This is a genomic window from Bacillus sp. N6 (assembly GCF_052805735.1).
Map to the genome: position 1 here is coordinate 684,120 of NZ_CM127843.1, position 12,398 is coordinate 696,517.

Below are 12,398 nucleotides of genomic sequence, written 5' to 3' on the forward strand. Positions count from 1 at the left end.
AAATGTGGATCGAGGAATTTTTAAAGAAGTTCCATTACCGTGTGCATTTTTGGATGAAGTGGCTGTAGATAGAAATATTCAATCGATTATAGAGTTAAGTGGAAATAAGAAGATTCGTATAGCGAGTAAATCGTTACGTTCTGTTCCGATTATGCAAAAGATTTTAGCTGCAAATGATCGATTTCAAGGTATTATGTGCTTTTCACCTAGAGAGGTTTTATTTTTAATAGAACAAGGATTTAATGATTTATTGCTCGGATATCCTGCTTATGATGAGAGAGCTTTGTATGAAATTAGTTTGCTAACAAAGAAAGGTTTCATTATAACTTGTATGGTGGATTGTGAAGAGCATATTGTGTATTTAGAAAAAATTGCTGAGAAATCTAAAGGATGTTTTCGTGTTTGTTTGGATATTGATATGAGTAGTCGTTTCTTTCAATTTCATTTTGGTGTACAAAGATCCCCAGTAAAAAATGTGCAGGATGCGTTGAAAGTAGTAGAAAAGGTGAGAAGGTCATCATATTTAATGTTAGATGGTGTGATGGGTTATGAAGCTCAAATTGCTGGGGTGGGAGACCATATACCGAATCAATGGCTGAAAAGTAAAGTGATTTCGTATTTAAAGCAGAAATCAGTGCTAGAAGTTAAAGAAAGAAGAGAATATATTGTAAAAGCAATACAAAAACTTGGTATTGAGCTAAGGTTTGTAAATGGAGGCGGAACAGGAAGCATAAAAACAACTGAGAAAGATAATTCAGTTTCAGAGATTACAATAGGTTCTGCTTTTTATTCTCCGAAGCTGTTTGATTATTATAAAGAGGTGAAATTTCATCCAGCGGTCGGATTTGCCTTACCAGTTGTGCGTAAACCAGTCCCGTTTATTTACACTTGCCTAGGTGGTGGATATATTGCTTCAGGAGCAGTTGGAAAAGATAAAGAGCCTGAAGTTTGGAGACCAAAGGGTGCAAAACTATTAGCTTTAGAAGGTGCAGGCGAGGTACAAACGCCAATTTTTTATAACGGCGAGGAACGAGTGGACATAGGAGAGTCCATTTTGTTTCGTCATAGTAAGGCTGGTGAATTATGTGAGCGCTTTCCTTTTTTGTATCGTGTTAAACAAGGAGAGATTATTGGGGAGTATTCAACATATCGGGGGGATGGCCAATGCTTTCTATAAAGGGACAAAAGTGGAGGAATTGGACAGGGAATGTAGAAGGAACGCCGCATTACACGATGTATCCAGAAAGTATACAAGATGTAGTAGAAGTAGTGGGGCTTGCACGAAAAAAGGGGCAGAAAATTCGTGTTGTTGGTTCAGGACACTCGTTTACACCCCTTGTGCAAACCGAAGAAGTTTTAGTTTCTTTAGATGAATTGAAGGGCATTGTGAATATTGATGAAGAGAAGATGGTCGCTGAAGTGTGGGCAGGAACAAAGTTATATGATTTAGGGAAGTTACTTGAGGAAAAAGGTTATGCGCAAGAAAATTTAGGGGATATTGATTCGCAATCTATTGCGGGAGCGATTAGTACGGGGACTCATGGAACGGGTATTACCTTTGGGAGTTTATCAACACAAGTTATAGAGATTACAGCCGTTTTATCTAATGGTGAGAGTATAGTTTGTTCGGAAGCTGAGAACGTAGAATATTGGAGAGCCTTTCAGTTGTCACTTGGAATGTTAGGTATCATTGTAAAGATAAAATTGAAGGTTATTCCAGCGTATTCACTCGTTTATGAAAGTGAAAAACAGTCATTATCTACTGTAATGAACAAACTAGAAGAGTATAAGAAGCATCGTCACTTTGAATTTTTCGTTTTTCCTTATTCTGATGAAGTACAAGTAAAACTTACGAACGAAACAAAGAATATAGGCAGTGATTTGAAATGGCATAAACTAAAGGTGGAGTTACTTGAAAATAGGATGTTCTCTTTGCTATCTAAAGGGTGTAAATGGTTTCCTTCTATAAGTAAAGGAGTGAGTCGATTATCAGCTAAGGCTGTACCAAACACAAAAATAATTGGCCCGAGTTATGAAGTATTTGCTACATCACGTACGGTACCATTTTATGAAATGGAGTATAGCATTCCTTCAAAGTATATGAGGACTGTGGTAGAAGAAATCTCAAATCTTATTGAAAAGAAAAAGTATAAGGTGCACTTCCCGATCGAATGCCGCTATGTGAAAGGTGATGATATATGGCTTAGTCCAGCCTATGGAAGAGATTCAGCGTATATCGCTGTTCATATGTATAAAGGTATGAAATATGCTGCTTACTTTGGCGAAGTGGAAAAAATTTTTCTGAAGTATGAAGGGCGTCCGCATTGGGGGAAAATGCATACATTATCGTATGAGCAATTACAAGATATATATCCAGAGTTTCATTCGTTTTTACAGGCGAGGAAGTCTCTAGATGAACTTGGAATGTTTTTTAATCCTTATGCAGAAAAGTTATTTATCCCGCTATTTGCCGGGCAGTAAGACCCCCACTGATTAAAGTTTCACATTATGTATATAAAAAAGCTGACAAATAATTATTTGTCAGCTTTTTTTAGTGTAATTGCATTTCTTGTATGACTAATATGTTCATAAAATAGTAGTTTATCACGGCTAAATACATGCAGTAAAACATGAATAATGAATAGGCCGTTAATGATAAATAGGAATAACAATGTAACGAGTAATACTAAAGGTTCTGTATGATTTAACATAGAGCTACTAGAAAGAATATAATTGATTCCGCCTAACGCAAAATAAAATATACCGTAGCGAATAAATAGTTCTTTTAATGTAATACGATCTGATTTTCCTTTCAGATGAATGCGGAGCAATGCTTTCCCAATTGTTTTTCCATTTGTAAAGTATGGAATAAGAATAAAATAAATAAGGATTGAACACGTAATGAAAATGAGTTCATACATATTCGTGTAAGATTGCATATTAGAAACGAAGAAAGAATTTCCTTTGTTTTTAACGACAGGTACGACGATAGATAAGAAAATCCAATCAATTTGCATCGCGATAAGGCGACGAATGAATCCGACTGGTTTCGTTTCCAAATCAATATGACTATCTAACTCGTTTGTCTTCGGAAGGAAGTACGTAAATATTGGTGCAATGATAAAACCAATTACGCCACCTAATGTATTTAAAAACAAATCATCGATATCAAATAATCGGTATGCACAATTGTATATACCGTATAATCCAGTCACTTGTGTTAGCTCGAAAAATAGTGAAAGGAAAAAGGAAATGCAAATTGTTTGTAAGAAACTACGTCGGAAATAATAACGTAAGTAAATACCGAATGGAACAGTTAATAGAACATTAAATGCAACTTGTAAAAACGCAGACTCTTTTAATAAGTAGAAATAAGTAGCTGGTTTCGTTAAAACTGCCGATGTATGACTACTAATCTCTTGTATGAAATAAAATGGTGAGAGTTGCATGTGTTGTGTATTAGCTGGTTGTAGGCTACAAGTATCAAACGTTTGTGGTAACGGCAAAATAACAAGAAAATAGGCATTTAATAAGTAAAGTAATAATGAGTATAAAATAAATGAGCGCCATTTATTTAAATAACCGTATTTTCGATAATTAAATATTAAAAAAGGGATTAAAAGAAACATTGCTAAAAAGGGAAATAAAATAAATGCTGTTTTTACTGGAAATAAATATGCAGTCAAAGTAAAACTCCTTTCAATGAAAATTCGTTTATCATTATAGCGCTAAAAATATTTAAATACAAAGTTAAAATCTTTCGAAATAGAAATAATTACTAATTTTATAGGAATTAAGTTATAATAAATTTAATATGAGGATATTATGATTATATAAGTTGAGAGAGGGTACAAGAGATGCGATATGAACTTTTTTCTGTAAGTGGGGATCATATTACGACTTTTGAAAGTGCATGGCGTTTTCAGGAGGGAGAACAGATTTTTGTTCATGATGATCAAACAAAAAGAAACTTTATTATTATTCGTCTGACGCATGATGTATTTCAACAAAATAAACATGTTATTCGTTTGTATTGTCAAGAGAAGAAAGTGTATGCATAAGAGAAGCCCTCTTACAGTATGAAAAGTAAGAGGGGCCTTATCTCGTTATTTGTGAACAGCCCGATTGATGAGAGCTGATTAAAGTTTCACTGCCCCTCGTAAGGAATAAAAAGAGAAGGGTTAATGTACATAGCTAGCATTTGATTTGGAAGAAAGGATATAGCTTTGTATTTTGCGCTTCAAAGTTTCATTGCCTTCTCTTTGAGAAAGCCATGTATGGTAATCTTGTTGTGTTTTCCATAACATACGAATCATATATTCTGCCTTATTATTTGTACGATGAACATGTGAAAACTCTATGTTAATACAACCGTTCGTTCCGGGAGAAGGATAATATTGTTTAAGCCCATAAAGAAGCTCACTTTCATATCCGTACTTAATATGAATGAGTTTAGTAACAATAAACATATAAACACCTCTTTTACGATAATAGTAGGAAAGATAGCTTTACTATAATAGTGAACTTAAATTATATCATACTATTCAGAAAATTCAAATTAAATGATAGATTTTAACTTAATACAGGTATAAAAAAGCGAGTCATCTAGTGTAATAGAATGACTCGCTTTCAATTTGTAAGTTTCATTTTATAAGAAAATAAGAGTAAGTACACCTACGATAATACAATAGAAAGAGAAATATTTTAAATTTCCTTTTGCCATAATGTTCATAAACCATTTTAGTGAAATATACGTCATGATAAATGTTGCGATGAATGCAACAACATATGGCACGAATAATGTGTCTAGATTTGGATCATTTGCAATGTCTGTAATGCTTAACAATAAGCCACCTAAGCTAACAGGAATGTATAGTAAGAATGAAAAGCGAAGAGCTGTTTCTTGCTTCATACCAAGTAACATTGCTGCTACGATTGTGGCACCAGATCGGCTTATTCCGGGAATCAGTGCACAAGCTTGTGCTAATCCGACGATGATTGCATCTTTCATAGAAAGGTCGCCATCATTTTTACGACCGCGTAAATTTCTAATAATCCAAAGGCCGACAGCAGTAATAAGAAGGGAAATCCCAACCATCTTCACACCTTTTAAGTACTGATCGATGTAATCTTTAAATAAAACACCAATAACACCTGCTGGAATGGTTGCAATAACAAGATAAATAATAAAGAAGAAATCTGATTTTGTGTCTTCTGCTCTTGTAAATATATAAGAGAGACCATTCTTCGTTAGACGAATTAAATCATTTCTATAAATAAGTAATACAGCTAATAATGAAGCTGAATTAACAAGTAGTTCGAAGCTAAATCCTTCTATTTTTAGTCCTAGCAAATGTTGTGCTAAAACGAGATGACCACTTGAAGAAATCGGAATTGGTTCTGTTAGTCCTTGGAACAGACCGAGAATTAAATATTTTAAAACGTAGTAAAATTGTTCCATAATAACCTCCTTGTTTATTAGTTGAAAGAAACAACTTTTCCATTATAACAAAGATATGGATGAATATTGAAAAGAAATAAATATTCGAAATAAAATAAAAATCCCTTATAGCAGTATAAGGGATTCTTAATTTTAATTAAGAAGTCACTGTTCCTTGAAGACTTTTAGACAATTGAACATCGACTTTTTCAGCATCATGAATATGATTCATAATAGTAGTATTTAATTTTTGGAACATTTGTTGTGTGTTAGCAAATTCTCGTAATATGTCATCATTACAAGATTTTTGGTTTTCAATAGCCTTAATAACATTTGTAGCACCATTTTGTAACGTTTGAATCATAACTAAAATATTTTCAATTCTAGCGTTTGTATCGGCGCTCATTTCTACACCTTCATCGACTAAATGTAAATTATCTTTTGTGTTATCGTATGCTTTTTCAATTTCTTCTTGAATTTTTTTCGTTAAGTTGCCTATGTTTTTTGTACTTTCTGCTGTACTTTCTGCTAGTTTTCTTACTTCATTGGCAACGACAGCGAATCCTTTACCGTGTTCTCCAGCACGTGCGGCTTCAATACTCGCATTTAAAGCAAGTAAATTTGTTTGTGCTGCAATGTTTTGAATGACTTCTACAATTTGCTCGATTTCCTTTGAGCGTTCGCTTAGATGATTCATACTATTAGACGTGCGTTGGGATTGTTCACCTAATTTATTAATTACAATAAGTAAGCGGTGAACGGATTCTTTTCCTTCATTAGAGCAGTCAATAATTTCTGCAATAGACTGAATTAAGCTTTGTTCCTTTTGCAACATTTCATTATTTAACTCATTGGAATGTGTCGTACGTGTTGAAACATTTTCGAAACATGAACTTAATTGTTGAACTAAATTTTGAAGTGTATTGTGTTGGTTATTTACAAGTTGATGCTCTTGGACAACGCTTTGTACACGATCGTGGATAGTAGAAATAGTCTCTTGTTTTTCAATATCTTTTTGTTTTAATTCTGCTTCTAATTCTTGTATACGCTCTTCTAATTGAGCAATTGTATGTTGGAGTGATTTTTTTTGAGTAAACATGTATTTATTTCAACCGCCTTCGAAAGTTATATTTTCTCTATATTTGGATTTTAGCATCTTTTGTATTTTTTAAATATAGGAATTGTTAAATATTTAAGAATCTATTACATTTTATTCATAATTCTCTTTTTTTCGTCACGAAAAATAAACTGTATTTAATCGTTTTGTAAACAAACTGTAAAATAAATCATGTATAACTGTATAAGAAGGGAGTCGGATTATGAACTATTTTAAGCGAATCAGCTGTCTAGTATTAGCAGGAATTATCGGTCTTTCTAGTACAGTCGCTGTTAAAGCAGAGTCAAACGACGAGAAACTTAACAACATGCAACAGCAATTGCAACAAAACGATGCAGAAATGCAAAAGAAAGAACAAGAGAAGCAAGCTGTTAGTAAAGAAATTAAAGGTATCGAAAACGAACTACATAATTTAAATAATACAATTGCAAAAAATAAAGAGGATCAAGCTGCTATTCAACGTAAAATCGATGAAACACATAAGCAGATTGAACAAAAAAAGGAAGAAATTGTCGTTTTAGAGGATAAAGTCCTTGCTCGTAAAGATATTATGAGAAAACGTATGGTTTCTGTTCAAAACAGCTCAAATACAAGTTTAGTAGTAGAAGTTGTAGTAGAGTCAAAAAACTTTGCAGACTTCTTACAACGTATGAACGCAGTTTCTACTATTCTAGAAGCTGATAAAGAAATTTTACGTCTACAAGAACAAGATCTTCGTCAAATTGAAGAAGATAAGAAAACAATTGACGAAAAAGAAGCATCTTTAGTAGTAGACAAACAAAAATTAGCAAAAGCGCAAGCTGAACTGCAAGATAACTTGAAAAAACGTCAAGATAACTTACAAACAGTTCAAGCTAAATATAATGAGGTTGCAAGTCAACTTAATTTAGCAGCGGAAGAAAAAGCTAAAATTGAATCAAATATGAAGGCAGTACAAGAAACAATTGCTCGTGAACAAGAAGCAGCAAGAATTGCGGCGGAAGAGCGTGCAAAAGCAGAAGCGGCTGCAAAAGCAGAGCAAGAAGCTTTAGCGAAAGCACAAGCGGAAATTGCTGAAAAGCAAAAGCAAGAAAAAGCTAATAAACCAGCTGAACCAGTTGCTAATAATAATTCGAAGGTAGAACCTGCAAAACCTGCACAACCTGAACCATCTTCTAAGCCAACTGCTGGTGGGAAAGAACTTTATGTACATGCAACAGCTTATACAGCAGATCCAGGTGAAAATGGCTATGCACCAGGTCAACAAGTATATTCTGCATGGGGAGGCTATAATCTAACTGCAAACCCAGGAATGAAGTTGATTGCGGTGGACCCATCTGTTATCCCATTAGGTTCTCGTGTATATGTTGAAGGATACGGAGAAGCAATTGCAGCAGATACTGGTGGCGCGATTAAAGGTCACAAAATTGATGTTTTAATGCCAGATAAAGCTTCGTCTAGTAAGTGGGGCAGAAAAAATGTTAAGCTTACAATTTTAAACTAAAACGTAATCCAACTTTACAATACGTAAAGTTGGATTTTTTTGTAAGAATAATGTTAAGTTGAGTTTACATTTTGTTAAGGATAGCATACAATGGTGGTGAGAGGTGGTAAATTTGACCATTTTAAACAGAGTAAAAGAATTAAGAGCTCGTTTTAACTTTACACAAAGCGTATTAGCAGAAAAGGTTGGAGTAACGAGACAAACAATTGCAGCAATTGAAAAAGGGGATTACGTTCCTTCGTTGTTATTAGCACTTACGATTTGTGATGTGTTTCAGTTAAAGATGGAAGATGTGTTTGTTTTAAATAAGGAGGGGGAAGAGGATGAATAGAATTGTTTTTTCTTATATTATAAACGTGCTTTATACTGCTTTAGCATGCTGGACACTTGTTGAATTTTATAGTGTCATTACAGAGTTAGCAGATATAATTAAAAACGAGAAATTCCCGTTTGAAGTAGCGGTTAATGGAGTACCATTCATTTTATTATTTATTGGAGCAATTATAGTTACAATTTTTTATAGAATTCAAAAGAAAAAATATAAGAATTTATCTTTTTGGATGTATCCATTATTATTTCCACTAGAAGATGAACGTGAAAAAGCGATTACGGATAAAGCTTGCCGAACAACATTTGTATCGTTATGGTTTGTGTTACCTTGTGCAGTTGGATTTTTAACTTTTTCGCCTATTATTAATGAATATCTTCCTGGATACCCATTATATATTCTATTTTCGATTTTCTTTATTCAAATGACAGTATTTCACGTATCACTATACAGAAATAAATTAGCTTAAAAAGAAACCTTCTTGCACCGGCAAGAAGGTTTCTTTTTAGCTAATACTTGTACATATGGCGATATTATTTTATCATTTTATATAGAGTAAGATTTTGTAAGGGAAAGGAATTGTATATGAATAAGCAAAGAATTTATAGTATAGTAGCAATCCTTCTATTTGTTGTAGGTGGCGTGTTAATTGGAAAGCCATTTTATGATGGATATCAGGCTGAAAAGAAACAGACTGAAAATGTGCAGGCTGTTCAAAAGATGGATTATGAAAAGCATGAGACGGAATTTGTAGATGCTTCCAAAATTAATCAACCAGACTTGGCGGAAGTAGCGAATGCATCATTAGATAAGAAACAAGTAATTGGTCGTATTTCGATTCCAAGTGTTTCAGTAGAACTGCCTGTTTTGAAAGCTTCTACTGAAAAAAACTTATTATCAGGTGCAGCGACAGTAAAAGAGAATCAAGTTATGGGAAAAGGGAATTACGCACTAGCAGGACATAACATGTCTAAAAAAGGTGTTTTATTTAGTGATATAGCTTCTTTGAAAAAAGGCGATAAAATTTATTTGTATGACAATGAAAATGAATATGAGTATGCGGTTACTGGTGTATCTGAAGTAACTCCTGATAAGTGGGAAGTTGTAGAGGATCATGGGAAAGATGAGATAACACTTATTACATGTGTATCTGTAAAGGATAATTCTAAGCGTTATGTTGTTGCTGGTGATTTAGTAGGAACGAAGGCGAAGAAGTAAAAAAAGAAGGTGAACTCTTTAAAGAGTTCACCTTCTTTTTTACTAATGTTGAGAAATAATAGAATATTTTGGTTGGTATTTAAGTATTCTTCTATTTATGTATAATAAAGTTAGAATTCTATATTTTGGGAGGAACAAGAGTGAGACAACAGGTGAAGAAACTTCTTTTAACAACGAGTATAGCGTTATTGGTAGCTCCAATTTCAGCTTATGCGCATCCAGGGCGTACAGATGCTAATGGCGGACATACGTGTCGTACAAATTGTGAGAAATGGGGATTACAGTACGGGGAATATCATTATCACAATAAACCAGCTTCTAGTAGTGGTGCAACGAGCCCAGCTCCTAGCCAGAATAATAATAGTGCTGTAGAAGCTGAGAGACAAGCAGAAGCACAGCGCAATACTGAGGCTGAAAAACAACGTGCTGCAGAAGCACAGCGTAACGCTGAGGCTGAAAAACAACGTAATGCAGAAGCACAGCGTAAAGCTGAAGAAGAGAGACAACGTGTAGCCGAGGAACAAAGAAAAGCTGAAGAGGCACGTAAACAAGAGGAAGCGCAGCGCCAAGCTGATATGGAAAAAGGTCAACTTGAAGGTCAAAAGAATGGAGAAACTGATTTTAAAGCAGGAAAAAATGATGCAGAAGTGCATGTAGCTGGAAAATCTGATGCATATAAACAAGCGTTTAAAGCGACTTATGCAGCCGCATGGTCTTTAGAAGAGCAGAAGAAAACGCATTTTGAAAAAGGAAAAGAACAAGGTTTAGCGCAAGAGACGATGGACGATAGTCAAGTTGCTCCAGAGTTTAAGGTAAACTTTGCAGACGGGTTCAAAGTAGGGAATAAAGAAAGAGTAGAAAAAATTGAAAAAGAGCAAGCTGAATTAGGGGAAAAGACAGGGAAAGAATTAGCTGAAAAGAATCCTGGAAATAGAGAGAAAGAAGTATACGTGAAGGCATATGAAACAGCGTATGAAAAAGGCTATAAATCTACAAAAAAGGCAGTAGAAAAAGCTGGCTATAAGTATGCATTTGAAAACTATGATTTAAAAGTTCCTGCTAAGTATGAAAGAAATGAATTGTTAAAGAAATGGTTTACTGAAGGATTTAAATCGAATAAAAAAGCAGCGGAAATTCGAGAAGAAGGGTATAAAAAGGGAGACAGCTGGTTCTCATTCTTCTATAAGAGTTTCGTACCAAGTGAATATAAAGAACATAAAGAGCTGTACGAACAAGCAATCGAAAAAGGTAAAACAGCATAAAAAAAGATGAGGAGAAATTCCTCATCTTTTTTAATCCATCCATTTCACTAATTTCTTAGAAATTAATAATAAAACACAACCTAATACAATTGCCACAGCGCCAATAACTGTGAATACTTCAGCGTATCCAAGTGAAGTTGTGAAGCTTGCAAGTTGTCCGCCTAAAATGTTGGCGATACCTGAACTTGCTAGCCATACACCCATTAGTAAAGATGCTAATTTTACCGGAGCAAGCGCACTAACCATTGATAGTCCGACAGGTGATAAGAATAGCTCACCTAACGTATGGAAAAGATACGTAAAGACGATAAATAGTAAGTTTGCTTTTTCTGTAATGTTATGTTCATCACTACCTGTTTTTAATGTAGCGATAACGAGAATGATATAACCGATACCGAGCAAGATCATCCCAAGTCCCATTTTAGTTGGGATTTTTAAATCACCGCGCTTGCGAGTTGCAAGTTTTGCCCATAATGCAGAAATGACTGGAGCAAGCAAAATAATAAATAATGGATTGACCGATTGGAACCAAGATGTTGGAACTTCCCATCCGAACACAGAGCGGTCTACAAATTTGTTTGTATATAATGTTAATGAGCTACCAGCTTGTTCAAAGCCAGCCCAGAAGAAGACAACGAAGCATGTTAAAATGACGATAACTGCGGTACGTTGTTTTTCTTTTTTTGTTAATGGTGTATCTCCTACTGATGGTTGTCCAGCAGCTGTTTGTAAATCGCGAGTTGGTTTTTTACCGATATTACCAAGGAAGCGATTTGATAGTGTTGTAAATAAAATTTGTCCAATAATCATTCCGATTGAAGCGGCTAAGAAACCGTAACGGAATCCGTAATGTACAACGCCATCAACTGTTGTTTTGAATAAATTTTCTGATAAAAATCCGCAAACGAGTGGAGCTAAAAATGACCCGACGTTAATACCCATATAGAAAATGGTAAATGCACTATCACGTTTTGCATCGTTCTCTTCGTATAATTCCCCAACCAGTGTAGAGATGTTCGGTTTGAAGAATCCGTTACCGATAATAATAAGCGCTAATCCGAGGTATAGGCCTAATTGGTTTTGCAAGGCAAATAGTGTAAGGTTACCGATTGCCATTGTTATACCACCAATTGTGATCGCTTTTCGTCTACCTAGAAAACGATCTGTTAAGTATCCACCAATCATTGGTGTGAAATAACAGGCTCCAGTGTAAAATCCGTAAATAGAGAGTGCCCATGCGGGACTAAACCCAAGACCACCGCTTACTAAAGCTGTCGTTAAATATAATGTTAATAATCCTCGTAATCCATAGTAACTAAATCTTTCCCACATTTCTGTAAAGAAGAGTAAGTATAAACCTGGAGGATGTTTCTTTTTTCTTTGTTGTTCTCTTTCTAGTTGTATCGCTGATTCCATGTTATTTTCCTCCTGACACAAACAAAAACAAAGTTAATAATTTTGTACATTTAATATTTTACTTTATTAACTATTATAAGTCAATAAAGGTTGATTTTTCAGAAGAAATTGGAAAAAGGGAATAGCTATAGAAG

General features: G+C 34.5%; 12 protein-coding genes and 1 pseudogene. 8 read left to right on the top strand and 5 right to left on the bottom strand.

Features of this window, described 5'->3' with window-relative positions; translation table 11 throughout:
- Positions 1-4: 4 nt before the first annotated feature.
- Positions 5-1,177 carry an amino acid deaminase/aldolase gene (locus tag ACUXVC_RS03440; RefSeq protein ID WP_095691409.1) on the top strand — a complete coding sequence of 391 codons (1,173 nt, stop codon included), beginning with the start codon at positions 5-7 and terminating at the stop codon, positions 1,175-1,177.
- Positions 1,165-2,481 (top strand): D-arabinono-1,4-lactone oxidase, encoded by a 1,317-nt coding sequence (locus ACUXVC_RS03445; protein WP_095691408.1) that lies wholly within the window; start codon positions 1,165-1,167, stop codon positions 2,479-2,481. The genes ACUXVC_RS03440 and ACUXVC_RS03445 overlap by 13 nt, the downstream gene beginning before the upstream one ends.
- 53 nt (positions 2,482-2,534) lie before the next feature.
- On the opposite strand, the gene ACUXVC_RS03450 is transcribed toward ACUXVC_RS03445, so the two are convergent.
- Positions 2,535-3,686 carry a VanZ family protein gene (locus ACUXVC_RS03450; RefSeq protein ID WP_000128025.1) on the bottom strand — a complete coding sequence of 384 codons (1,152 nt, stop codon included), beginning with the start codon at positions 3,684-3,686 and terminating at the stop codon, positions 2,535-2,537.
- Positions 3,687-3,857: 171 nt separating this feature from the next.
- On the opposite strand from ACUXVC_RS03450, the gene ACUXVC_RS03455 reads away from it, so the two are divergent.
- Positions 3,858-4,061, top strand: coding sequence for a hypothetical protein (locus ACUXVC_RS03455; protein ID WP_001268332.1), 204 nt, complete (start codon positions 3,858-3,860; stop codon positions 4,059-4,061).
- A gap of 120 nt (positions 4,062-4,181) precedes the next feature.
- On the opposite strand, the gene ACUXVC_RS03460 is transcribed toward ACUXVC_RS03455, so the two are convergent.
- From ACUXVC_RS03460 to ACUXVC_RS03470, 3 genes and pseudogenes are all read right to left on the bottom strand, one after another.
- Positions 4,182-4,469 (bottom strand): hypothetical protein, encoded by a 288-nt coding sequence (locus ACUXVC_RS03460; protein ID WP_095691407.1) that lies wholly within the window; start codon positions 4,467-4,469, stop codon positions 4,182-4,184.
- A gap of 179 nt (positions 4,470-4,648) precedes the next feature.
- On the bottom strand, positions 4,649-5,461 hold the full coding sequence (locus ACUXVC_RS03465; RefSeq protein ID WP_095691406.1) for an undecaprenyl-diphosphate phosphatase: 813 nt from the start codon (positions 5,459-5,461) through the stop codon (positions 4,649-4,651).
- Between the two features lie 136 nt (positions 5,462-5,597).
- Positions 5,598-6,128 (bottom strand): annotated as a pseudogene (locus ACUXVC_RS03470) (methyl-accepting chemotaxis protein); the annotation flags it as partial.
- A 631-nt stretch (positions 6,129-6,759) separates the two neighbouring features.
- On the opposite strand from ACUXVC_RS03470, the gene ACUXVC_RS03475 reads away from it, so the two are divergent.
- The 5 genes from ACUXVC_RS03475 (at position 6,760) to ACUXVC_RS03495 (ending at position 10,848) form a co-directional block, all read left to right on the top strand.
- A complete protein-coding gene (locus tag ACUXVC_RS03475; RefSeq protein WP_059304140.1) occupies positions 6,760-8,040 on the top strand; it encodes a 3D domain-containing protein in 1,281 nt (426 codons plus the stop codon).
- A 112-nt stretch (positions 8,041-8,152) separates the two neighbouring features.
- Entirely contained in the window at positions 8,153-8,371 is a 219-nt protein-coding gene (locus tag ACUXVC_RS03480) for a helix-turn-helix transcriptional regulator (protein WP_000154019.1), read from the top strand.
- Complete coding sequence (locus ACUXVC_RS03485) at positions 8,364-8,837, top strand: hypothetical protein (RefSeq protein WP_053565231.1); 474 nt, start codon at positions 8,364-8,366, stop codon at positions 8,835-8,837. The genes ACUXVC_RS03480 and ACUXVC_RS03485 overlap by 8 nt, the downstream gene beginning before the upstream one ends.
- A 116-nt stretch (positions 8,838-8,953) precedes the next feature.
- Entirely contained in the window at positions 8,954-9,586 is a 633-nt protein-coding gene (locus ACUXVC_RS03490; protein WP_001041724.1) for a class A sortase, read from the top strand.
- A gap of 140 nt (positions 9,587-9,726) precedes the next feature.
- Positions 9,727-10,848, top strand: a complete 1,122-nt coding sequence (locus tag ACUXVC_RS03495; protein ID WP_098126223.1) for a YHYH domain-containing protein — start codon at positions 9,727-9,729, stop codon at positions 10,846-10,848.
- Positions 10,849-10,878: 30 nt separating this feature from the next.
- On the opposite strand, the gene ACUXVC_RS03500 is transcribed toward ACUXVC_RS03495, so the two are convergent.
- The gene (locus ACUXVC_RS03500) at positions 10,879-12,264 is read right to left on the bottom strand and encodes a peptide MFS transporter (RefSeq protein ID WP_446025918.1); all 1,386 of its coding nucleotides are present in this window, start codon (positions 12,262-12,264) and stop codon (positions 10,879-10,881) included.
- Positions 12,265-12,398 lie beyond the last annotated feature (134 nt).